We start from the raw sequence: 23,517 nt of genomic DNA on the forward strand, positions 1-23,517 counted from the left end.
CATCGTCACCTTCCTCTAGCAAAAAAGAGCAGTCTAGAAAGGTCAAAAACTTTCTAGACAGCTCGTTCTTCTTTATATCATATCATTCGTGTGTGCGGAAAAATTCGCTTAAGCGATCAACAACCTCTTCCTTCGCCCATTCAAATGTTTCACCTGTCGCACGTACCTTTACTTCCACGATGCCCTCTGAAGCTTTTTTGCCAATTGTAATTCGAATCGGTAAGCCTATTAAATCTGCATCAGCAAACTTTACACCTGGTCGCTCTTGGCGATCATCGAATAGTATGTCATAACGGTATGATTTTAAAATACTGTAAAGCTCATCTGCCAACTGGCTTTGCGTCTCGTCCTTCAAGTTAACAGGGACTAAATGTACATCATATGGCGCAAGCTGATTTGGCCAGATAAAGCCATTGTCATCTTGGAATTGCTCTGCCACAGCAGCTAGTATACGTGATACACCAATGCCGTAGCAGCCCATAATAAATGGCTGTGCCTTCCCTTGTTCATCTAAAAACGTGCCGTCCATTTTAGCCGAATAAGTTGTGCCTAGCTTGAAAATATGTCCTACTTCAATACCTTCAGCAAATTTAATTGTACCATGACCGTCTGGTGATGGGTCTCCCTCTTGAATAAAACGAATATCTTCATAGCTATTAATAGCGAAATCACGCTCTGGATTGACATTTGTATAGTGGAAGCCATCATCGTTCGCACCCGCTACACCATTGCGAATCGTTTTTATCGCATGGTCTGCAATAACCTTTACTTCAACAGGTAGTTTAATCGGTCCGATTGAGCCTGGCGTACAATTCAATAAGTTTTTAATATCCGCTTCTTCTGCTAATTCTACAGAGGTAGCACCTAAAGCATTTTTCAATTTAATATCATTAATTTCGTGGTCACCACGAGCTAACACAACAACAAGTTCCCCATCCACATTAAACACTAATGATTTAATGCAGTTTGCTGCATCAACAGAAAGGAAGTTACTTACCTCTTCAATCGTCTTCGCATTTGGTGTCGCCACTTTTTCAAGCTCTTTTTGTGCGACACTACTCGCTTTATAATCTACGATTACTTCTGCCATTTCGATATTGGCAGCATAGTCTGATGAATCTGAATAAGCAATTGTATCTTCACCAATTTTCGATAATACCATAAATTCATGTGTGCCTTTACCACCAATTGAGCCTGCATCTGCAATAACTGCACGGAAATTCAAACCAAGACGTGTAAAAATATTTGAATAAGCACGATACATATCCTCATACGTTTCATCTAAGCTCTCTCTTGATGCATGGAATGAATAGGCATCCTTCATAATAAATTCGCGACCGCGTAATAAACCAAAGCGTGGACGCTTTTCATCGCGGAATTTTGTTTGAATTTGGTATAGCGTAATTGGAAGTTTTTTATACGATTTAATTTCATCACGCACTAATGTTGTAATTACCTCTTCATGCGTTGGACCTAGTGCGAAATCACGTTCATGGCGGTCTTTCAAACGCATTAATTCTGGACCATACGCTTCCCAGCGACCGGATTCTTGCCAAAGCTCTGCTGGTTGTAATGATGGCATTAGTAGTTCAATTGAATTGATTGCTTCCATCTCTTCACGAATAATTTGTTCAATTTTTGTCAATACACGCTTCGCTAATGGTAAATAGGAATAAACACCACTCGCATTTTGACGAATAAAGCCTGCACGTAATAATGCCTTATGTGATTGGACATCCGCATCTGCTGGCGTTTCCCGCAATGTTGGAATGAATGTTAAACTTTGTTTCATATATAGTTCCACCTTTAAATTAATTATATAGATAGCTTAAACAAATTTTGCTTTAGATGCTACTATTTCAATTACACCTCTGCGTAATTGCGTCTAGATTTTTTCGAGCTAGCTCAAAAATTCCTCTTCAAAATCTGTAACATCCGCCGGAGGCTGAACTTCTTTCAGCGGGTATTTACACGCCCATTGCTATGAGCCTAATGAATTCATTCATCTCGCCGCCTATAGGTGCTTGAGATTTCTGAAGCTATACCTGTTGCCTTGCTATCGGGACAAATAAGATTTGTCGCTACGTTCTCAGTAAAAAGTAATTTACTTGCGCGGTTACTCGTCGCAGTAAACATTGATGAAAGATGTTAAAAGAAAAACTTCTGAATATCGTTCCATGTTACGACAATCATTAAAATCATCAGTAACACGATGCCAACAAAATGCACAAGCCCTTCCTTTTGACGATCAATCGGTTTCCCGCGCAATGCCTCAAAACCGAAGAATAATAACCGTCCGCCGTCAAGTGCTGGTAGCGGCAATAAATTCATAATTCCTAAGTTCATGCTCAGTGCTCCCGCCCAAAACATTAAATTAAATATGCCGTAGGATGTCGCTTCCTCCGTATATTTATAAATACCAACAGGACCTGACAGCTCATCAATCGACAATTGTGCTGTCACAAGCTTAATAACAGCTTTAAAAATCATTGTCGCTGTTTCATATGTCAGCTCTCCCGCGTAGGCTACAGCCTTTATCGGAGATTTTTCATAAGCTCGTGCCGCATAAATACCAATTTGTCCAACTTTTTCACCTTGGTCATTTTGTACAATTCTCGGTGTTAATTCAAAAGTTAATAGTTGACCGTCACGATTCACTTCCATTTGCATAGGTTGTCCCATTTTCGCTTGGATTGCTTGTGACAGCTCTTCCCATGTTGAAATACTTTTGCCATCAATTGCTGTTACAACATCGTTACGTTCTAAGCCAACAGCACTCGCTACACCGTCGTCTGCAACTTGTGCAATTTTCGGCAGCGATTCGTTTGTAGGCACACCTTGTAAAAGCCCCATCATTAAAAACAGGAAAAAGGCTAAAATAAAATTAAATAACGGTCCTGCAAAAATAGCCATTGAGCGCTGTCCGACCGTTTTCGCATTAAATGTACGGTCATAAGGAGCAATCATTGTTTCTTTGCCATTTTCCACAATCGTCGCCGTACGTGAAACATTGTAGCGCACTAGATTTTCATCCTCATCGTAGCCTTCAATCCATAGCTCATGCTCTAAATCTGCACGCTCAACTTCCATAAATAAAATATTCGGATGCTGGCTATTTTGATTTAAAACAATCTTCTCAACGACATTATCTTCATTCATTAATAAGCCAACACGATAGCCCGGCTGTAATTCAACCGAATCTAAATCATCGCCAGCCATACGAACATATCCACCTATTGGAAGTAGGCGTAACGTATAAACAGTTTCGCCTTTCGTCATACCAAAGATTTTTGGCCCCATCCCAATGGCAAATTCTCGTACCATAATTCCTGCGCGCTTAGCGAATAGGAAATGTCCTAGCTCATGGAAAAATACGAGCGAGCCAAAAATTACGATAAATGCAATAGCAGTTTGCATAATTACCCACCTTCATAAGCTTTTTATTAATTACTCCACAAATGTAGCTTTTCCTTTGTTGCTTCTCAATGCTAGTAGCATAAGCATATTTTTATGCTATGTTAAAACTCGGCGAAAAACATACTCATTATAGATTCATTCTATTTTACCATGTCTATAACCGTTTTTCTCGTTTCACTATCTACATGTAAAATTGTCTCCAAATCTGGTAGCATTATATTATTATGTGCAAGCATTACACGTTCAATAAGCTCCTCGATTTGTAAAAATGTTATTTTTTCTTGTAAAAACAACGAAACAGCTGCTTCATTTGCAGCGTTCATCGCTGTTAACATCGTTCCACCAGCACGCCCTGCATCATATGCGAGCTGCAATGCTTTAAAGCGCTCAAAATCAATCTCTTTAAATGATAATTGCCCAATTTGTGCTAAATTTAAACGCTGTCCACCTTGCACTGGTACACGCTCTGGATAGCTAAGCGCATATTGGATTGGCACGCGCATATCCGGCGTACCAAGCTGTGCAATAACGCTCGTATCATGGTATTCCACTAATGAATGAATAATGCTCTCGCGATGCAATAATACATCAATTTTATCGTATGACATGTCGAACAAAACATGTGCTTCAATCACTTCAAGCCCTTTATTCATCATCGTGGCAGAATCAATCGTAATTTTAGCACCCATTGACCAATTGGGATGATTTAAAGCATCCTTTACTGTCACATGCTGCAACTCTTCACGACTACGGTCGCGGAATGAGCCGCCTGAAGCGGTCAAAATTAAACGCTCAATATTGTTAGGATTTTCACCATTCATAGATTGGAATAAAGCGGAATGCTCGCTATCAACAGGTAAAATCGGCGCATTATATTTACGCGCCTCTGCCATTACTAGATGCCCTGCTGTAACAAGTGTTTCCTTATTCGCAATGGCAATCGTTTTCCCCATGCGAATCGCTGCTAAAGTAGCTTCTAAGCCAACGCTACCTAATACGGCATTAAGTAATACCGCTGTTTCTGGATGTGTGGCTACTTCCACAAGCCCTTTTGCACCATAGGTAATCTCAATATGTGGATATTCCTGTTGTAAGCGACGTGCATCCTCGGCATCTTGAACAGATACAAGCTGTGGCTGCAATTCATTTATAATTTGCTTTGTTGCCTCTATGTTTCGTCCTGAAGATACTGCAACAAGCTGAAAAGTCTCTTTTTGTGCTTTTAAAATATCAATCGTTTGTAAACCAATAGAGCCTGTTGCTCCTAATAAGCTAATTTTTTTCAACTTCTTTACTTCCCTTCATTAGTTAACGAAATGCAGCAAGTTTAATAATGGTAAAACGAATAATAAGCTATCAAAGCGGTCTAAAATGCCACCATGACCAGGTAAAATTGTACCTGAATCCTTAACATCATAATGTCGTTTAATAGCAGACTCTACTAAGTCACCCATTTGTCCGAATATCGAGCTAATAATGACAATGATGATTAATAAAAGCCATGAAATAGTAAACGGCACAATTAGCTGCATAATGATTGCCGCAATAACGGCAACTGCTATACCACCTAAAAAGCCTTCCACCGTTTTATTCGGGGATATTTCTGGCCATAGCTTATTTTTCCCGAAGCGACGACCAATAAAATATGCGCCAGAATCGGTTGTCCAAACAATAAGCAAGGCAAAAATAACAAATACTAATCCTGCTTCACGCGTTTCGATAAAATAATAAAAGCCAATGCCAACATATAATGTGCTTAAAATAACAAAGGCTACATCATCAAATGTAAAATGATTTTTCACAATAACCGAATAAACAAGCAATAAAATAACACCAATAATAAGAAGTTCAAATTTTGTATAGCTTGTTATTTCAAGCACTTTTTCCGCTACATTTTTCGGTAGCAAAATGGTAAACAATGTGAGTGCTCCTAATATTCCCGGTACAGAAAAAACCGCAATCCCTTTCATCTTTAAAATCTCATATAATCCTACTGCTGCCATTGCATAAACTAATAAAGCGAATGGCCATTGCCCATAAACGACGAAAGGTATAAATAACGCCGCTGCAATAACTGCTGTTATGATTCGTTGCTTCACTACTGCTCTTCTCCTTTCAGCCCGCCATACCGTCTATTTCGTTGCTGATACTGCTGGACTGCCTTTAATAAGCATTGCTCATCAAAATCTGGCCATAGCGTATCTGTAAATAAAAATTCAGTATAGGCTAGCTGCCACAACATAAAATTGCTTAAACGCACTTCTCCACTTGTGCGAATCAATAAATCTGGCTCAGGTAAATGGGAAGTCATTAGATTAGCACTAATATGCTCTTCTGTTACCTCATCAATTGTTAGCTTGCCTGCTGCCACTTCCTGCATAATATGCTTCATTGCTAGCACAAGCTCTGCACGACTACCATAATTCATCGCAAAATTTAAAATTAAGCCCGTATTATGCTTTGTTGTATTGATTGCATGGTGTAAAGCCTTCTGCGTATGCATAGGCAAGCTTTCCACATCTCCAATCATTTGCACTCGAATATTGCGCTCCATCAGCTCTGGTAAAAAGGAATTAAGAAATTGTTCGGGTAGCCCCATTAAAAACTCAACTTCCGATTTAGGGCGCTTCCAATTTTCCGTTGAAAAAGCGTATAATGTTAAAATATCCACACCTAAATCACAAGCATAGCGCGTAATTTTCCGCACAGTTTTCATTCCTTCATGATGTCCGGCAATTCTCGGCATCGCACGCTTTTTCGCCCATCTACCATTGCCGTCCATAATAATCGCAATATGCGAAGGAACCTCTGCATCAATTAAGCTCTTGCTATTATATTCGATTTCATTTTTATTTATTTTTTTTCCTAACAGCTTTTTAAACATAGCCTATTCCTCCAACTACTTGCATATCGGACCTATTTTATCGTATTCAGACATCATGATAGTATTGCATACACCTGCGGCACTCTATCTTGATTCAGCTTTTCCCACTACAGATGGCAAATTAAATGCCTACTTTGATTCAATCGTAATTAAATATTCATTGAATTAAGATATAGTTGTGGCAGATGTCATATATTTTGAAAAACAACTACTTACGCAAGCTCGAAAAAATCTAGACTAGAGTTAGTATAGGCATAATTGATTAAAGTAATAGAACAATCAATTATATCTCTAATATATTTTAACATACGCGTCTCATAATATAAGGTGTTTTATTATTAATTTCTTTGACATATGTCAACCTATTCGCCCTCGTTAGTAATTGCCATATTCCACCGGTCATAGCATGGAAATTTCCTAATTACGCCTTCCACCACAACATGTATTCATTATCTTTTGATAGTATGTAAATAATTTATGATTCAGCCTCTTCTTTTACCACTCATTGAATTAAGCAAAGGTCTATCCATCAAGATAAAAAAGACGTCCTGTTTGAAAGGACGCCTTAATTCACTTAAAGTTCTATCGTCATTATACAGATAAAATTTCTTGTTCTTTTTCTTTTGTTACATCGTCGATTTTTGTGATAAATTCGTCTGTTAGCTTTTGAATATCATCATTATAGCCGCGCAGATCATCCTCTGTAATTTCGCCGCCTTTTTCAAGCTTTTTCAATTCATCATTCGCATCACGACGAACGTTACGAACTGCGATTTTTGCATCCTCAGCTTCCTTTTTCACTTGCTTCACAAGCTCTTTACGACGTTCTTCTGTTAATGCAGGAATTGCTAAACGAATAACCGTTCCGTCATTTGTTGGTGTAATACCAATATCTGACTTCATAATTGCCTTTTCTATTTCACCTAATGCTGTTTTATCATAAGGTGAAATCACTAAAAGACGAGCTTCTGGTACTGAAATCCCCGCTAATTGGTTAATTGGTGTTGGGGCACCATAGTAATCGATAGAAATGCGGTCTAATAATGATGCGTTGGCACGTCCAGCACGAATAGATGCTAGTTCACGTGAATATGCGCTCAATGATTTTTCCATTTTATCTTTTGCTTGTTCTAAAACTTGCTTTGCCATTATGAATTCCTCCTAACAACAGTTCCAATTTTTTCGCCCGTGACAGCACGTTTAATATTTCCTTCTTCCATTAATGAGAATACTATTAATGGAATGTCGTTGTCCATACATAAAGTAGACGCTGTTGAATCCATTACTTGTAACCCTTGTTGAATTACATCTAAGTATGATAACTCATCGTATTTTACTGCGTTTGGATCCGTTTTTGGATCCGCTGAGTAAATGCCATCCACATTATTTTTCCCCATTAATATCGCTTCTGCATCGATTTCAGCAGCACGCAATGCAGCTGTTGTATCTGTAGAGAAGAATGGGTTACCTGTTCCTGCTGCAAAAATAACAACGCGCTTTTTCTCAAGATGACGTACAGCTTTACGACGAATGTATGGTTCAGCAACCTGTGTCATCACAATTGATGATTGTACACGTGTTTCGATGCCTAATTTCTCTAATGCATCTTGTAATGCTAAAGAGTTCATAACAGTTGCCAACATGCCCATATAGTCAGCAGCAGCGCGGTCCATTCCCATTTCGCTACCTACTTTGCCACGCCAAATGTTTCCTCCGCCTACTACTACTGCCACTTCTACACCAAGATCCACTACTTGCTTCACTTCAGCTGCAACATCTTTAATTATTTTTGGCGCTAATCCAAAGCCCGCTTCTCCAGCTAACGCTTCACCGCTTAGTTTAATTACTACACGTTTGTATTTTGGCACACTCATAGTAAACCTCCGTCACTTGTATGTTTAAAATATAGTTAAATTTGTTAATTCACTTGAATTTTGCTTGAAAAAGAGGGAACACGCTAGTGCTGTGCTCCCTAAATGTAGTTCTCAATTTGAGATATAAGATTAGTTACCTTTAACTTGGTTCATTACTTCTTCAGCAAAGTTATCTTCGCGTTTTTCAATACCTTCACCTACAGCATAACGAGTGAATGCAGTTACATTACCACCAGTTGATTTTACGAAGTCACGAACTTTTTGGTCTGAGTTTTTAACGAAAGTTTGGTCAAGTAAGCAAACGTCTTCGAAGTATTTGCCAAGGCGACCTTCTACCATTTTTGCTACGATGTTTTCTGGTTTACCTTCGTTTAGAGCTTGTTCAGTTAATACTTTGCGCTCACGCTCAACTTCTTCAGCAGAAACTTCGTCACGAGATACGTAAGTTGGGTTAATTGCAGCGATATGCATTGCGATATCCTTTGCAGCTACAGCGTCTGTAGAGCCTTCTAAAGTAACTAATACACCGATGCGACCACCCATGTGTAAGTATGCGCCAAATGCATCAGCATCTGTTTTAGTTTTGATTTCAAAACGACGTAAAGAGATTTTTTCTCCAATTGTAGCTGTAGCTTGAGAAATTTGATCAACGATTTTAACACCGTCTTTTTCAAGGTCGAAAGCAGCTTCTACTGATGCTGGTTTCGCAGCTAATAATTGCTCCGCTAAGCTAGCAACTAGGTCTTGGAACTTGTCGTTTTTCGCAACGAAATCTGTTTCAGCATTAACTTCAAGAAGAATTGCTTCGTTGCCATTTTCTAAAATATAAGTAGTGCCTTCCGCAGCGATACGGTCAGCTTTTTTACCAGCAGCCGCTAAACCTTTTTCACGTAAGAAATCGATTGCCGCTTCTAAGTTACCATCTGTTTCTACTAACGCTTTTTTACAGTCCATCATACCAGCGCCAGTTTTTTCACGTAATTCTTTAACTAATTGTGCAGTGATTGCCATTTTAAGTGTGCCTCCTCGAAATAGATAAAATTAATATTGTATTCTCAAAAAAAGGTGATAAGAGGGATCAGCCACTTATCACCATTGTGTAAAAAGGAATAATTACTCAGCAGCTACTGTTTCTTCTTCAACAGCTGGAGCTTCTGATTCACCTTGTTTAGACTCGATTAGCGCGTCAGCCATTTTTGCAGTTAATAATTTAACAGCGCGAATAGCGTCATCGTTCGCAGGGATTACATAGTCGATTTCATCTGGATCACAGTTTGTATCAACAATACCTACTAGAGGGATGTTTAATTTACGAGCTTCCGCAACAGCAATACGCTCTTTACGTGGGTCTACTACAAACATTACATCTGGAATAGCTGACATATCACGGATACCGCCTAAGAATTTAACTAGACGCTCATGCTCTTTTTTAATTTGAATAACTTCTTTTTTAGGAAGAACTTCGAAGATACCATCTTCTTCCATTTTTTCGATTTCTTTCATACGTGCGACACGTTTTTGAATTGTACCGAAGTTTGTTAAAGTACCACCTAACCAACGCTGGTTGATGTAGTAGTTACCTGAACGCTCAGCTTCTTCTTTAATCGCTTCTTGCGCTTGTTTTTTAGTACCAACGAAAAGTACTTTTCCGCCTTCTTCGCCAACTTGACGCATGAAGTCATAAGCCTCTTCTAATTTTTTAACTGTTTTTTGTAAATCGATAATATAAATACCGTTACGCTCAACAAAAATGTATTTTTTCATTTTTGGGTTCCAACGGCGTGTTTGGTGACCGAAATGTACACCAGCTTCAAGTAATTGTTTCATTGAAATTACTGACATGTTTAGTTCCTCCTAATTGTTTGGTTTTTTCCCTCCGTATTTGTCATCTGCAACAAGTAACTCTATAATATAGAGCACCACTTACTACATCAAAATACGTGTGTATTGTTAACACCGCTATAAAATATAGCATACTTTTGGACAGCTTGCAACTAATTAATAAAAGAGTGGTTCCTATTATTGTTTTGCCAGAAAACTATCCACAATGCAAAATTCTATAAAGTGAACCTTCAATCAGTGGGGGTTTTCTTCATCCCCCCACTGATTGGTAGTTTCACCAATCGGGTTTTTACAGGCTGTTGGATCCCCCACTTAAACATCTTGATTTTATCTGTTGTTTTGAAGTGAGGGTCTTACAGCCTGTTAATACGGGATAAATTTCTTAACAAAAAAAGTCTGACAAGCAGTGCTTTGCATGCTTGTCAGACGCTCTCCCCCTGATGAAATTTAATAAGGAGTTCGATTTCTGTTTTGCCTTTTTGAGCTTGTTTGGCGATTTCTTCAACAGATTGCCCGTTTTTATACATAGCAATAATTTGTTGCTCTGGTGTCAATGGCTCTCGTTTTGCTGCCGGTGCTTCATGTTTTTCAGGCTCCTTTGCCTTGTGCTGCCTATAGACACTTGCTGCAATATTTTTAGGGACAAAGGCTTTCTTTTCGATTTGCACTTGCTCCTTCAAAATATTTTCAGACAGCGGCTCATTCCTTATCTCCAACGTTGATGCAACTTCTTGTGTAGCTTGCTGGGCGCTTGGCATCACGTTTTTTGCCTCGTTTAATTCGCGCAGCAAGCGATCATTTTCCTCACGCATTTCAATTAAATAAACACCGATAGCATCGTCCATTTCCTGCATTAATTGATCTTGTCTAATTTCTAAATCTTTAAATTTAGCCACTTTATTATTCAGGATGATAATTAAATAAAAAATAATAAGCTGTGAAATAATAAGCCCTATCAATAAAACACTAATAACTGAATTCATACTTTCTCCTATCCGCTATAGTCAATAAAGTTTCCTTTAAACGGGTGATGTGCTTTTTCTTTTTCCTCTTTTGTTTGCTTTTTCTTTTTTTGCTGCTCAGCATTTGCCTCATTATGGCTTTCTTCGTCTGAAATGGCATCTAAATTTTCAGTATCATTCACTGTTTTTTGCTTTCGCTCTAATTCTTTTTTTAGTGCTTCATTGGCATGCATTTGTTGAAGTATATTATTTTGATGCTGCTGGTCAGCCATTTTCCCAGCATCAAAAGTTTTAGGAATTGCGATTTGTAATTCCACACCCTTTAAACTCATGCTAATCACTCCTATGAATTAATGACTTCTGACGATAAAAACTTCCTTAGCTTAAATAACGCCTTTGAGTGAATTTGTGATATTCGAGAAGTTGATAATTCGAGCATTTCGCCAATTTCTGTGAGCGTCATTTCTTCGGTATAAAATAAGCTCAGCACAAGCTGCTCTTTTTCATTAAGCTTTTCAATATTGCGCCCTAAATCGGCTAGAAGCTCGTTATGCACAACTTCCTGCTCTGGTGTACGCGTATCATCATCGCGTATAACAAATGTTTTTCCTTCTACCTCTTCTTGATCTTGCTGCTCATTAATCGACAACACATTTGAGAAAAAGTGCTCTTGCACCGTTTGATAGATTTCTTCAATTGGTAATTGCATATGCTCTGCTAATTCCTCTGGTGTGGCATGACGCATTAGCTTTTGCTCAAGTGCCTCAATTTGCGCCTCAAGCCTCTTGGCTTTTTCTCGGGCTGAGCGCGGTAGCCAGTCTTCCTTGCGTAAACCGTCTATAATCGCGCCTCTTACACGAAAGGACGCATATGTGTCAAACTTTAAATCTCTCTTTATATCAAACTTATTTAAAGCATCGAATAACCCCATCATGCCTAGACTATATAAGTCATCTCTCGAAACATTTTTAGGTAACCCAGCCCCGATACGCTGCACATGATAAGATACAAGCGGTTTATATTTTTTTATTAATTGATTGCCAGCTTCTACATCTCGCTCCATCGTCCAGCTATGCCAAAGATTTTGCTCATCATTTACCATCGGTTGTGTCACACGTATCCACCTCTCTTTGAAATCAATCGTGCCTCTGTCAACTTATTCAAGCGAATTGCCATAGATTTTATGTCGCTACAGTGAGAGCTGTGTCACTGTGTCGACATAAAGTATTATTATAATGATTATAACAAATTTATTCATATTTTTCATATGTACGTTAGACACATTTTAACAAAAAAAGAACTGTTCAGAAAATCTTTAATGCTTCTAAACAGTTCTATATTTCTTGATTTAGCATTAAGAAGAAGGGCTCTTTACCATTTCATCTTCCCTATGCATCATTGTGCGCACAACTTGTGCGATATCCTCTGTACTTTCATCAGCAAATTCGACTGTTGATGTAGCATTTTGCTGTACAAATGGTTGCTCCTCAGAAGTGGTGATTTCAGCAACTTCATCATGTTCTTCGCTAAAGACAATTTCTTCTGGTGTATAAAAAATATAGCCTAAGACATATCGCAGCGGGAATACGATGATAAAGCCAATCGCCGCTACACCCAATGACATTCCGATTGTTGGGATTGGTGTCGCTAATGGATTTTGAATTGCATAGACGAAATACGCCGTAAAACTAAATAGCGCAACCCAACAGTTAATTAAAATCGAACCAAGCATTATATTTCACTCACCCCTCGGTTCACTGTACGAATATTTAACATGCTCGTAACAGGGTTAAATTCAATTGTTCGACCACTGTTTCCACCTGTGTCCTCTGCAATAAGAGGAATTTTATATTTGCTCAGTTCATTTTTCACAGCTTCTACATTACGCGGTCCAATACGCATCGAGCTTTTATCAGACGTGAATTGGAACATTTGTGCACCACCGGCGATTTTAGCCTTTAGTTTAAATGTTTGAACGCCCTCAGCTTTTAGCAAATCTAATAACGCCTTAATACCTGTGTCAGCAAATTTTGCTACATTTGTTGCATCTACTTTACCTAAACTCGAATCAGGAAGCATAACATGAATTAAACCAGCGATTTGTTTTGTTTCGTCATAAATCACGACACCGACACACGACCCTAAGCCAGATGTGCGAATTGTGTGGGGAGCCTTTACTACATCCATTTGTGCAATACCTACTTTAACAATTGTGTTAGACACTAGCATCTACGATACACCTAACACCTTGAAAATTGTTGCAAACGAATCTGGGTCTGGTAACAAGAAAAAATGGCCATGTACAGCTTCGTCGAGTGCAATATCTTCTTCAAAAATGGATGTGTTAATAACGATAACATGGTCGCTTACTTGAGATAACTCGATTAAACCTGTACTAATAATAGCGCCGAACATATCAACACTTAATCCCGGTACAGTCGGATAGATTTTTAACTTCGTGAAATCTGATAAAGCCGATAAATAAGAGCCCGATAAAATATTGCCCATTTCCTGCATAGCTGACAATGCAAGCTCTGACACAGGGGTCTTGTAAAAATCAAATGTCTCATCATGAATTAAGCGACGAATAAAACGGTTCGCCTGCTCAATTGGTAAGATGAAAAACATACTGCCCTCAATATCCCCTTCGATTCTTAAAAAAACACCAACTACAACTGTTTCAGAGCCTCCTGCTAGCTCCATCATATGTTCAAAGGTTACCATTTCGACTTTAGGTACTTGCATATCAATTTTTTTATTTAATAAATCTGATAGAGCAGTCGCTCCGTGTGCAGCACCGATATTCCCGATTTCCTTTAATACATCTAAATGTAGTGAAGTAATTTTTTGATTAAAATTCATCTCATATCCCTACTTTAGTAGCCTCTAAACAGCTGAGGCTATTTAGAGGCATCATTTTAGCTTAATGGATTTAATACTCTGTCTAAATGCAATAAAATTAACAAGCGATTGTCCAGCTTTGCAACGCCTGAAATAAACTCTTCTTCCAAAGAACCAACTACCTCTGGCTGCTGTTCGATAGAGCCTGCTGCAATATCTAAAACGTCATTTGCCGAATCAACAACAAAGCCTACTTCCATATCTTCTAGCGTAATTATAATAATACGTGCTGCGTCTTCCTCTCCAACAATCGGCAAATTAAAGCGCTCGCGTAAATCGATAATCGGTGTTACAACACCACGTAAATTAATAACTCCCTTTACGTAGGATGGCGTTTTAGGCACTCGCGTAATATGCATTAACTTTTCAATTCCTTGCACATGTGATACCGGAATCGCATACTCTTTATCTGCTAATTGAAAAACAATTACTTTAATATATTCTTGTTCAACAGCATTTGTCATAGTTTACACCTCTTCTTATCCTTATCACTTCATTAGCGCATTACAATCAACAATTAATGCTACTTTTCCGTTTCCTAAAATTGTTGCACCTGAAATCGCAAAAATATTTGTTAAGTAATTTCCTAAAGATTTTAATACAATTTCTTGCTGACCAATAAAGGAATCTACAACTAAACCAGCAAGCTTTTCCCCTTTACGGACAATTACTACTGAATAAAATTCATCGTCCTGCGCTTCTGTACGAGGCACTTCAAAGATTTCATCTAAGAACACAAGCGGTACGACTTTACCGCGGAAATCAATTACTTTTTGATTATGTGCATTTAAAATTTCCGAATGGCGAATAATCGATGTTTCAATAATTGACGATAAAGGAATCGCATAAATTTCTTTTTCGATTTCTACAAGCATGACAGAAATAATCGATAATGTTAAAGGTAGCTGGATTGAGAATGTTGAGCCAACACCTTCAGTAGAGTCAATTGAAATATTTCCTCCTAATGACTCAATTGTTGTTTTCACCACATCCAGCCCTACGCCACGACCAGAAATGTCAGAAATCACATCTGCTGTCGAGAATCCAGAAGCTAGTATAAGCTCATTAATTTGTTTATCCGATAATGTTTTAGCCGTCTCTGCTGTTACAACTCCTTTAGCAAGAGCCTTTGCTAAAACCTTTTCTTGATTAATGCCCGCGCCATCGTCCTCGATTTCAATGAATACATAGTTTCCACTATGGAAAGCACGAAGTTGCACAGTACCTTCCTCTGGCTTTCCTTTCGCCATACGCATTTCTGGACTTTCGATTCCATGGTCAAGGGAATTACGAATTAAATGTACGAGTGGATCACCAATTTCATCGATAACTGTACGGTCTAATTCTGTTTCTGCCCCAATAATTTCCAAATTGATTTTTTTATTTAGGTCACGTGACAGTTGGCGCACCATTTTCGGGAAGCGGTTAAATACTGTTTCCACTTGCACCATGCGCATTGTTAATACAATATTTTGTAAATCGCCCATTACCCGACTCATACGCTCTACTGTTTCATTTAATTCAGGGTGATTGACTTCTGCCGAAATAGATTGCAGTCGACCTCGATCAATCACAAGCTCCTCAAATAAATTCATTAAAATATCGAGACGCTCAATATTTACGCGAATCATTTTGTTGGAAACATGACTACCTGATTTGCTATTCGATGATGGCGCCTTGTTATTTGTTGCCACCGGCTCTGCTGCAACTTTTACTATTTCCTGCTGCTCCTGTGGCGCTTCCTCCGCTACTTCTAGCTTTTTCTCTGACTTTAAAACATTTTCATTGAGAGGAATGACGATTACTTCTTCTACTTCTGAAACTTTCATTAGTTTCTTTTGTAAATCATCAGCTTGTTCCTTTGAAATATAGGCAATTTGGAATGTTTGATCAAACTGTTCTTCTTCCAAATTATCGACAGTTGGAACAGATTTAATGACATCACCATTTTTCTCTAAAATCTCAAAAACCATAAAGACACGTGCAGCTTTTAATAGACAGTCTTCACGCAATGTGACAGAAATTTCGTATGCAAAATGGTCTTGTTCAATTGATTGTGCCAACACTGTTTTTTCAAAATCATCATATGTTAATTTTGACTCATGCTGAACAATTGTCGCAGCTGTTTCTTCCGCTGCCTTTGCTAGCTCTTCACCTGCTTCAATGCGTTTTAACTGCGCTACTGTAGCTTGTACATCGCGCTTGCCGTCTCCGCCTTCCGCGATATCCATTACCATCTCTTCTAAATGATCAACAGATTCAAAAACGATGTCTAAAATTTCTGGCGTTACTTTAATTTTCTCATTGCGAATTGCATCTAAAACATTTTCCATTTTATGTGTCAAGTCTGCTAAGTCCTCGAAGCCCATTGTTGCAGACATACCCTTCAATGTATGGGCAGAACGGAAAATTTCATTCACAATTGATAAATCTTCTGGATTTTTTTCTAATTCTAATAAATGCTCACTGCACGCCTGTAAATGCTCTTTGCTCTCTTCGATGAACATTTCTAAATATTGATTCACTTCCATTATATGAAGGCACCCCTTTAATACATATATTTCATAATCGTTTGCGCGATATGATCTACGTCTACCACTTCATCAACAAGCTGCGTTTCTACCGCTGCTTTTGGCATACCATAAACGATACACGTATCAGCAGACTCAGCAATTGCCCTTACATTACCTGATTTTTTTAATGCTTTTAAACCATTCGCACCATCCTGTCCCATACCAGTCATAATAACTGCGATTTTATCCATATCATGACAGCTACTAACATCTTCAAACATGACATCCACTGATGGGCGATGTCCCGACCTCGGTGGCTCTGTTTGATCGAGAACGATAGCGTAAGTTGTTCCTATTTTTCGAAGCTTTAAATGGTAGCCTCCAGGCGCGATATAGGCAACGCCATCTTTTAAAATATCGCCTTGCTCTGCTTCTTTTACATGAATACTACTTAGTTGATCTAAACGATTGGCCAAAGATTTCGTGAAGCCTGCTGGCATATGTTGTACAATTAAAATTGGTGCATTAACATTTTCAGGAATTTTCGTAATCACTTCTTGTAATGCACGGGGTCCTCCTGTGGATGTACCAATTAAAATAATTTTTTTAGACGTTTTGCTCCATTCTCTTTTATTTGGAATGGGTGACGTGACTGGTTGCTGCTTTTTTATGTGCGGAATATTAAATGGCCTTTCCGCTTTAAAAGGCTCTGTTTTTCGAGCTACTTCTAGCGGTCTTTTTAGCTTCGTTACAGAAATATTGGCTGCCGATTCTACTTTCTGAACTAATTCCTCTTTAATTTTATGTAAATCGAGAGAAATCGTACCACTAGTTTTTGCGACAAAATCTACAGCACCATACTCCATTGCTATCAATGTATTTTCTGTTCCTTGCTTTGTTGTACTTGAGAGCATGACTACAGGAACTGGACAAATACTCATAATTTCTCTTAATGCATCTAACCCATTCATTTCAGGCATTTCTACATCCATCGTGACAACATTTGGCTGTAGTTTCTGTATTTTTTCAATCGCATCTTTTCCATTGCGCGCTGTTCCCACCACTTCAATATTTAAGTTACCATCAAAAAAGTCGCCAACTAGCTTTCTCATAAAAGCCGAGTCATCCACAATCAGCAACTTTTTTTTACTTGAGAATCCCAACTAATCACGCCCTTTCGAAAAAATACTTCTCAGTTTTGTTAACAAATTATTCGAATGTTTCGGTGCATGTATTTCTTCTGTTGTTTCCTGTAGAAAACGCTGGACAATTTGCTGCATCGTTTTCGAAATTGGAGCGTTCGGATATAAAATAGTAAACGGTACCTGCTCCCTAACAGCTTTTCTTACAACAGGGTCCTCTGGCAGTGAGCCAAGCGGTATTGTTTCTTTTGACATGAACTTTTGCATAGCTCCATTTAGCCGCCCTAGCGTTTCTTGCCCTTCTTCCTTAGACATTACGCGATTACATAATATATAAAATGTTTTTTCGCTGTCCTTTAGATGAATAAATTTCATCATCGAGTAGGCATCCATAATAGCGGTTGGTTCTGCTGTAGAAATAACGATTATTTCATCAATAGATGTTAGCAAGTCAAGCGACCAGTTTGTTGCACCAGCACCCATATCGAATAAAATATAATCGAAGGATTGCTGAAGCTGTCTAAAGGCTGAAATAAGCGCCTCAAACATCGCGTCAGACCATTCAACAAGCGCCGACATACCTGAGCCTCCAGAAATGTAACGTACCTCATTTGGCCCTGCAAACATCACTTGGTCAAGCGTTACACTACCTTGCAAATAATCTTTTAAACTATATTCTGTCGTTTTCCCAAAAAGAATATGAATGTTTCCCATACCGATATCCATATCTAAAATGACGACGTTTTTTCCTTCTTTCGCTAATAATGCCGCAAAATTCGTTGTAAAATTACTTTTTCCTACACCGCCTTTACCGCTTACAATCGCTATTGATTTTCCTAAAGCACCCTGACTTTCTAACATTTTCATTCGCAAAATTTCAGCCTGATCTCTCATTTAATTTCTCCTTGAAAGAACAACTCAAATAATTTTTCTAAACTTGGCTCCTCTATATCCTCTGGTACTTCTTGCCCATTTGTATAGTAAGCAAGTCCTTTCTTATATTTAATCATTAAATTGAACATTGTGCCAATAGAATTTGTTTCATCCAGCTTCGTAAAAATGAATTTTTCGACATGAATTTGATTAAACTGCTGAATGATTGTTTCTAAGTCTTGTTCTTTCGATGTTAGTGATAGTACTAAAAATGTTTGTACCTCATCACCGAAATTAATAAGGCGCTGCAAATCAGTAATATACCTTGCTTCTTTATAATTTCGCCCTGCTGTATCGATAAACACTAAATCTAAATGGGCAAACTTCTCAATCGCTGCTTTATAATCTTCAGCGCTGTAAACAATTTCAATCGGCACTTGTAACAAGCCTGCATATGTTTTCAATTGTTCAATTGCTGCGATTCGGTACGTATCCGTCGTAATAAAACCGACCTTTTTTTTCTTTTCGAGCACAGCTCGAGCAGCCATTTTTGCAATCGTTGTCGTCTTTCCTACACCTGTAGGTCCAAGCACATTAATATATTTACGGTCATAAGAAACAGCACCTATTTCAATACCTCTTAATTGCCGCTCTAAAATACGCTTTGTCGCTTCTTGGAAATCATCAAAGTCAATAGTAACAAGATTTTCTGTATGAACAAAAAGCTCATCACTAACTTGTGTGATGAGCTCTTCATTCAGCTCTTGCTGTTTCAAATAGTCGATAAAGTGCAAGAGTTCATCGGGATATTTTGACTGAATGGATTGTCGATGTAAAGATTGCATAATTAATTTTAAGTCTGCAATTTCCTTTTTTAATTCGTTTGTCATTGTAGAGTCTTCTTCTGCAGATGCTTTTTTAGAAATAGCCTGCTCTTGTTCTTTCATTATAGATGGTGCAGCAGCCTCTATTATCGGCTTCAAAGATTGCAAGTCTTGTAAAGGTGGAAAAACGGGCTTCGCTTCCACCTTATCAACTCCTGCCACAACTTCAAAGCTTTTCTTTTTCACTAGACCAAAAAACTTTTTATTGACGACGACCTTTGAATTTAAAATTACAGCATCATCACCGAGCTCAGCCCGAATCAATTTCATGGCTTCCGCAATTGATGGGGCATTATATTTCTTCATCTTCATTCAACATTCACCACTCCAACACTTTGAATTTCCACAGCGGCATCAAGCTCATTGTAGCTTAAAATAGGGATTTGCGGGAAATAACGTTCCGTTAATTGACGCAAATACATACGCACTCCCGGTGAGCATAAAATTAACGGGGATTGCTCCATATAGGAAACCCGCTCTACTTCTTTAGCAATCGTTTCAAGCACTAGCTGAGAGTCATGCGGGTCCATCGCTAAATAATTGCCGTGGTCTGTTTGTTGAATACTGTCTGCGATTAGCTTCTCTACTTTCGCCGAAACAGTAATTACTTTAAGTGCTGGTTGACCGTTGACGTATTGCGTCGTAATTTGTCTTGCAAGTGCTTGTCTTACATATTCAGTTAAAATATCTGTATCACTCGTTAGCTTTGAATAGTCTGCTAATGTTTCAAAAATAATTGGTAAATTACGAATGGATACATTTTCACGCAATAATTTGCTAAGCACCTTTTGAATTTCTCCAATAGACAATGGGGCAGGTGTTAGTTCTTCTACTAAAATAGCATGTGTTTCACGTAAATGATCAATTAATTGCTTCGTTTCTTGACGTCCAAGTAATTCGTAAGCATTTGCTCGAATCATTTCCGTCAAATGCGTTGAAACAACGCTTGGTGGATCAACAACTGTATAGCCAAGCATTTCGGCCTCTTCCTTCACCTGCTCTGTAATCCATTTTGCAGGTAGACCAAAGGAAGGCTCGATTGTATCAATGCCATCGATGCTATCATCATCGCCAGGACTCATTGCTAAAAAGTGGTCTAATAGAAGCTCTCCGCGCGCCATTTCATTGCCTTTTATTTTAATGCGATATTCATTCGGCTGTAACTGTATATTATCACGAATTCGTACAACAGGGATAACAATACCTAGCTCTAAGGCAAGCTGACGACGTATCATAACAACGCGGTCTAATAAATCTCCGCCCTGTACCGCATCAACAAGTGGAATTAAGCCATAGCCAAACTCAAATTCAATCGGGTCAACACTTAATAAACTAACGACATTTTCAGGACTTTTCATCGTATCCGTTGCTACTTCTTCCTCCAACTCGAGCAATTCTTCAGGGCTTTCTTCTTTTTTATGATCCATTAACCAAGCACCGATTGCTAAAGCTGCTGCAATTGGAATCGTAATCCAAAATGGAATAGGTGTGAATAGACCAAGTAGGAAAATAGTTGCACCCGCTACATAAAGCAGCTTCGATTGTGCAAATAGTTGCTTTGTAATATCTTCTCCAAGATTACCATCTGATGCTGCACGCGTTACAACAATACCTGTTGCAGTTGAAATTAATAGTGCTGGGATTTGCGATACAAGACCATCTCCGACAGTTAAAATCGAGAATTTATTGGCTGCCTCCGAAAAGCTTAAATCTAAGCTGACAATCCCTATAATCATACCGAATAATAGGTTAATAAATACCATAATAATAGAGGCGATTGCATCTCCTTTTACGAACTTAGTGGCACCATCCATCGCTCCGTAAAAATCCGATTCTCCTGCTACTTTATCGCGGCGTTCACGCGCTTCTTTTTCAGAAATAATACCAGCGTTTAAATCGGCATCAATGCTCATTTGCTTACCAGGCATCGCATCTAATGTAAAACGTGCTGCTACTTCAGCTACACGCTCCGCCCCTTTTGTAATAACAATAAATTGGATAATTACTAACAACATGAAAATAACTAAACCAACTAAAATATTTCCACCTGTTACGAAATTACCAAATGTATCAACAACATCCCCTGCATCCCCGTTTGCTAAAATTGCTCGCGTAGTAGATACACTTAATCCTAAACGGAATAATGTCAGTAATAAAATAACGGACGGAAAAATGGAGAAGTCTAAAGCTTCCTTCATATTCATTGCTGTTAATAATACGAGTAAAGCTAGCGTAATATTAATAATAATTAGAAAGCTTAATAACCATGTAGGTAGAGGGATAATGAGCATCGCTACTACTAAAATAACCGCAGCTAAAACCCCTATATCGCGAATTTTCATTACTTTCCCTCCTGCTAAATTTTGCGTTTAATACGATACACATACGCTAAAATTTCTGCTACTGCTTTAAAAAACTCTTCTGGTACGGCATCACCAATTTCAACTTGGTCATACATCGCACGCGCTAGTGGTCGATTTTCCACCATTATGACATCATGTTCCTTGGCAATCATTTTAATTTTTTGAGCAACAAAATCTGTCCCTTTTGCAATTACACGCGGTGCATCCATACTATTCTCATCATACTTTAAAGCAATAGCGTAGTGCGTCGGGTTTGTAATAACAACGTCAGCCGACGGTATTTCTTGCATCATGCGGCGCATCGCCATTTCACGTTGGCGCTGCTTAATTTTTGACTTAATCAAGGGGTCACCCTCGCTATTTTTATATTCATCTTTAATGTCCTGCTTTGACATTTTTAATTGCTTTTCATATTCATATTTTTCATAAAAATAATCTAGAATCGCAATAAGTATTAACATTAGTGCAGCGGCAAGTCCCATAATGCCTGTCAAATAGGCAACTGTACCCAAAATTTCCCATGGGCTTTTAAAAGCGAGCGATAAAACATTTTCTAAATTCATCCAAATAATAGTTGTCGTTACAGTGCCAATAAATGCAACTTTCAACAACGATTTAATTAAATTAATAATCGCTCGTGTCGAAATAATTTTCTTTATTCCCTTTATAGGGTCCATTTTTTTTAAATCTAATTTTAATGTTTCTGTTGTAAATAGAAGTCCAAATTGAAAATAGTTAGCTCCAATACCCGCAACCATCGCAACTACCATAATTGGCAAAACAAGCATCGCCATTTCTTTTAATGATTCAAAATACATCTCCATCACTGTATCAACTGTCATCGTATCGATTAGTAGATTACGTCCAAAAGCTTGATTCAAGAAGTCTATTAAACCGCTAAACATGAACGGAGCCGCAATGAATAAAAAAGCAAATGTTATAAGTAATAAAAAAGCGGCAGTTACATCTTGGCTTTTTAATACTTGCCCCTTTTTTCTAGCATCTTGACGTTTTTTAGGCGTCGCTTTCTCCGTTTTTTCACCTGCAAAAAATTGGAGGTCCAGTGTAATATAAAGTTTCATGTTAGCCACCACCTAAAAGAACCATTAAATCTCGTAAGTGCACAATCATCATTTCAATCAACTTTTGCATAACGCCTACCATTACACCCATCGTAATGACTAAAATGATAAAACCCACTGCAATTTTAATTGGGAAACCAACGACGAAAATATTCATTTGCGGTACAGTTTTCCCTGTAATTCCAAGTGCCACTGTAACTAAAAATAGTGTTGCAATTATTGGAGCTGACATTTGAAAGGCGATTGCAAATACAGCCACAAACATTTTAATAATAAAATCCACAGTCGACTCACTGCCGAAACTAGGGAAAAATTGATTCATCGGCATAAATTGATAGCTGTAATAAATACCATCTAACAGCAAATGATGTCCATTTATAGCTAGCATTGTTAAAAGCGCTAGGAAGTTAAAAAATTGACCCATTAATGGACTTTGAGTACCTGTTTGTGGATCAATAATATTGGCCATTGCAAAGCCCATTTGGAAATCAATGAAGCCACCGGCAATTTGGACTGCTGACATAATGATATAGGCGGTTAACCCTAGCATTAATCCAATAATAGCTTCTTTTAATACGAGTAATATGTAATAACCATCAAATGCAATTGCCTCGTTTGGAAATGCGTAATACATAATTAACGATAACGCAAACGCTAGAGCAATTCTCATTTGAGGCGGTATTGTACGATATGAAAATAACGGGACTGATACAAAAAAGGCAGATACACGAACGAACATCAATAGCAAAACGGTTATTTGAGGAACTAATTCTACCATCT

General features: G+C 38.2%; 23 protein-coding genes. All 23 read right to left on the minus strand.

Translation table 11 applies throughout. The features are described 5' to 3' along the window. Positions 1-82: 82 nt before the first annotated feature. The 23 genes from MHH70_RS06310 to fliR all read right to left on the minus strand — a co-directional run bounded on the left by MHH70_RS06310 (position 83) and on the right by fliR (position 23,515). Positions 83-1,792 (minus strand): proline--tRNA ligase, encoded by a 1,710-nt coding sequence (locus MHH70_RS06310; protein WP_066170136.1) that lies wholly within the window; start codon positions 1,790-1,792, stop codon positions 83-85. 356 nt (positions 1,793-2,148) lie between these two features. Then, positions 2,149-3,417, minus strand: coding sequence for an RIP metalloprotease RseP (gene rseP / locus MHH70_RS06315; protein WP_107942299.1), 1,269 nt, complete (start codon positions 3,415-3,417; stop codon positions 2,149-2,151). A 140-nt stretch (positions 3,418-3,557) separates the two neighbouring features. Then, entirely contained in the window at positions 3,558-4,703 is a 1,146-nt protein-coding gene (gene dxr, locus MHH70_RS06320; protein WP_342472840.1) for a 1-deoxy-D-xylulose-5-phosphate reductoisomerase, read from the minus strand. An 18-nt stretch (positions 4,704-4,721) separates the two neighbouring features. Next, positions 4,722-5,516 (minus strand): phosphatidate cytidylyltransferase, encoded by a 795-nt coding sequence (locus MHH70_RS06325; protein WP_066170126.1) that lies wholly within the window; start codon positions 5,514-5,516, stop codon positions 4,722-4,724. After that, complete coding sequence (locus tag MHH70_RS06330; protein ID WP_066170123.1) at positions 5,516-6,301, minus strand: isoprenyl transferase; 786 nt, start codon at positions 6,299-6,301, stop codon at positions 5,516-5,518. Before MHH70_RS06330 ends, MHH70_RS06325 begins: the two co-directional genes overlap by 1 nt. Before the next feature lie 591 nt (positions 6,302-6,892). Then, entirely contained in the window at positions 6,893-7,450 is a 558-nt protein-coding gene (gene frr, locus MHH70_RS06335; RefSeq protein ID WP_066170121.1) for a ribosome recycling factor, read from the minus strand. Next, the gene (pyrH, locus tag MHH70_RS06340; protein ID WP_066170118.1) at positions 7,450-8,175 is read right to left on the minus strand and encodes a UMP kinase; all 726 of its coding nucleotides are present in this window, start codon (positions 8,173-8,175) and stop codon (positions 7,450-7,452) included. Before pyrH ends, frr begins: the two co-directional genes overlap by 1 nt. A gap of 129 nt (positions 8,176-8,304) precedes the next feature. Then, the gene (gene tsf, locus MHH70_RS06345) at positions 8,305-9,186 is read right to left on the minus strand and encodes a translation elongation factor Ts (RefSeq protein ID WP_107942296.1); all 882 of its coding nucleotides are present in this window, start codon (positions 9,184-9,186) and stop codon (positions 8,305-8,307) included. A gap of 102 nt (positions 9,187-9,288) precedes the next feature. Beyond that, complete coding sequence (gene rpsB / locus MHH70_RS06350) at positions 9,289-10,017, minus strand: 30S ribosomal protein S2 (RefSeq protein ID WP_066170113.1); 729 nt, start codon at positions 10,015-10,017, stop codon at positions 9,289-9,291. Between the two features lie 422 nt (positions 10,018-10,439). Then, positions 10,440-11,000, minus strand: coding sequence for a hypothetical protein (locus MHH70_RS06355; RefSeq protein ID WP_235616005.1), 561 nt, complete (start codon positions 10,998-11,000; stop codon positions 10,440-10,442). Positions 11,001-11,008: 8 nt separating this feature from the next. Then, the gene (locus tag MHH70_RS06360; protein WP_066170104.1) at positions 11,009-11,311 is read right to left on the minus strand and encodes an RNA polymerase subunit sigma; all 303 of its coding nucleotides are present in this window, start codon (positions 11,309-11,311) and stop codon (positions 11,009-11,011) included. 11 nt (positions 11,312-11,322) lie between these two features. Further along, positions 11,323-12,081, minus strand: coding sequence for a FliA/WhiG family RNA polymerase sigma factor (locus MHH70_RS06365; RefSeq protein ID WP_107943076.1), 759 nt, complete (start codon positions 12,079-12,081; stop codon positions 11,323-11,325). A 252-nt stretch (positions 12,082-12,333) separates the two neighbouring features. Next, positions 12,334-12,711 (minus strand): hypothetical protein, encoded by a 378-nt coding sequence (locus tag MHH70_RS06370; RefSeq protein ID WP_066170095.1) that lies wholly within the window; start codon positions 12,709-12,711, stop codon positions 12,334-12,336. After that, positions 12,711-13,208 (minus strand): chemotaxis protein CheD, encoded by a 498-nt coding sequence (locus MHH70_RS06375; protein WP_066170092.1) that lies wholly within the window; start codon positions 13,206-13,208, stop codon positions 12,711-12,713. Before MHH70_RS06375 ends, MHH70_RS06370 begins: the two co-directional genes overlap by 1 nt. Continuing rightward, entirely contained in the window at positions 13,209-13,841 is a 633-nt protein-coding gene (locus tag MHH70_RS06380; protein ID WP_066170089.1) for a chemotaxis protein CheC, read from the minus strand. A gap of 56 nt (positions 13,842-13,897) precedes the next feature. Continuing rightward, the gene (locus MHH70_RS06385; protein WP_066170082.1) at positions 13,898-14,344 is read right to left on the minus strand and encodes a chemotaxis protein CheW; all 447 of its coding nucleotides are present in this window, start codon (positions 14,342-14,344) and stop codon (positions 13,898-13,900) included. Between the two features lie 24 nt (positions 14,345-14,368). Continuing rightward, entirely contained in the window at positions 14,369-16,411 is a 2,043-nt protein-coding gene (locus MHH70_RS06390) for a chemotaxis protein CheA (RefSeq protein WP_107942295.1), read from the minus strand. A gap of 17 nt (positions 16,412-16,428) precedes the next feature. After that, positions 16,429-17,556: a chemotaxis response regulator protein-glutamate methylesterase gene (locus MHH70_RS06395; RefSeq protein WP_268807848.1), complete on the minus strand. Its 1,128-nt coding sequence runs from the start codon at positions 17,554-17,556 to the stop codon at positions 16,429-16,431. Then, positions 17,557-18,429: a MinD/ParA family protein gene (locus MHH70_RS06400; RefSeq protein WP_066170077.1), complete on the minus strand. Its 873-nt coding sequence runs from the start codon at positions 18,427-18,429 to the stop codon at positions 17,557-17,559. Then, the gene (gene flhF, locus MHH70_RS06405; protein WP_342472844.1) at positions 18,426-19,604 is read right to left on the minus strand and encodes a flagellar biosynthesis protein FlhF; all 1,179 of its coding nucleotides are present in this window, start codon (positions 19,602-19,604) and stop codon (positions 18,426-18,428) included. Before flhF ends, MHH70_RS06400 begins: the two co-directional genes overlap by 4 nt. Beyond that, a complete protein-coding gene (gene flhA / locus MHH70_RS06410; protein ID WP_342472845.1) occupies positions 19,601-21,634 on the minus strand; it encodes a flagellar biosynthesis protein FlhA in 2,034 nt (677 codons plus the stop codon). Before flhA ends, flhF begins: the two co-directional genes overlap by 4 nt. A gap of 14 nt (positions 21,635-21,648) precedes the next feature. Further along, positions 21,649-22,737, minus strand: coding sequence for a flagellar biosynthesis protein FlhB (gene flhB / locus MHH70_RS06415; protein ID WP_066170072.1), 1,089 nt, complete (start codon positions 22,735-22,737; stop codon positions 21,649-21,651). A gap of 1 nt (position 22,738) precedes the next feature. Then, a complete protein-coding gene (fliR, locus tag MHH70_RS06420; RefSeq protein WP_342472846.1) occupies positions 22,739-23,515 on the minus strand; it encodes a flagellar biosynthetic protein FliR in 777 nt (258 codons plus the stop codon). Positions 23,516-23,517: the final 2 nt, after the last annotated feature.

The organism is Metasolibacillus sp. FSL H7-0170 (genome assembly GCF_038593115.1).
Classification (GTDB): Bacteria; Bacillota; Bacilli; order Bacillales_A; family Planococcaceae; genus Metasolibacillus; species Metasolibacillus fluoroglycofenilyticus.

Coding starts and splice junctions, on each gene's coding strand:
- MHH70_RS06310 (WP_066170136.1), bottom strand. CDS start 1,792: ATGAAACAAAGTTTAACATTCATTCCAACATTGCGGGAAACGCCAGCA.
- rseP (WP_107942299.1), bottom strand. CDS start 3,417: ATGCAAACTGCTATTGCATTTATCGTAATTTTTGGCTCGCTCGTATTT.
- MHH70_RS06330 (WP_066170123.1), bottom strand. CDS start 6,301: ATGTTTAAAAAGCTGTTAGGAAAAAAAATAAATAAAAATGAAATCGAA.
- frr (WP_066170121.1), bottom strand. CDS start 7,450: ATGGCAAAGCAAGTTTTAGAACAAGCAAAAGATAAAATGGAAAAATCA.
- pyrH (WP_066170118.1), bottom strand. CDS start 8,175: ATGAGTGTGCCAAAATACAAACGTGTAGTAATTAAACTAAGCGGTGAA.
- tsf (WP_107942296.1), bottom strand. CDS start 9,186: ATGGCAATCACTGCACAATTAGTTAAAGAATTACGTGAAAAAACTGGC.
- rpsB (WP_066170113.1), bottom strand. CDS start 10,017: ATGTCAGTAATTTCAATGAAACAATTACTTGAAGCTGGTGTACATTTC.
- MHH70_RS06355 (WP_235616005.1), bottom strand. CDS start 11,000: ATGAATTCAGTTATTAGTGTTTTATTGATAGGGCTTATTATTTCACAG.
- MHH70_RS06360 (WP_066170104.1), bottom strand. CDS start 11,311: ATGAGTTTAAAGGGTGTGGAATTACAAATCGCAATTCCTAAAACTTTT.
- MHH70_RS06365 (WP_107943076.1), bottom strand. CDS start 12,081: ATGGTAAATGATGAGCAAAATCTTTGGCATAGCTGGACGATGGAGCGA.
- MHH70_RS06370 (WP_066170095.1), bottom strand. CDS start 12,711: ATGCTTGGTTCGATTTTAATTAACTGTTGGGTTGCGCTATTTAGTTTT.
- MHH70_RS06375 (WP_066170092.1), bottom strand. CDS start 13,208: ATGCTAGTGTCTAACACAATTGTTAAAGTAGGTATTGCACAAATGGAT.
- MHH70_RS06380 (WP_066170089.1), bottom strand. CDS start 13,841: ATGAATTTTAATCAAAAAATTACTTCACTACATTTAGATGTATTAAAG.
- MHH70_RS06385 (WP_066170082.1), bottom strand. CDS start 14,344: ATGACAAATGCTGTTGAACAAGAATATATTAAAGTAATTGTTTTTCAA.
- MHH70_RS06390 (WP_107942295.1), bottom strand. CDS start 16,411: ATGGAAGTGAATCAATATTTAGAAATGTTCATCGAAGAGAGCAAAGAG.
- MHH70_RS06400 (WP_066170077.1), bottom strand. CDS start 18,429: ATGAGAGATCAGGCTGAAATTTTGCGAATGAAAATGTTAGAAAGTCAG.
- flhF (WP_342472844.1), bottom strand. CDS start 19,604: ATGAAGATGAAGAAATATAATGCCCCATCAATTGCGGAAGCCATGAAA.
- flhA (WP_342472845.1), bottom strand. CDS start 21,634: ATGAAAATTCGCGATATAGGGGTTTTAGCTGCGGTTATTTTAGTAGTA.
- flhB (WP_066170072.1), bottom strand. CDS start 22,737: ATGAAACTTTATATTACACTGGACCTCCAATTTTTTGCAGGTGAAAAA.
- fliR (WP_342472846.1), bottom strand. CDS start 23,515: ATGGTAGAATTAGTTCCTCAAATAACCGTTTTGCTATTGATGTTCGTT.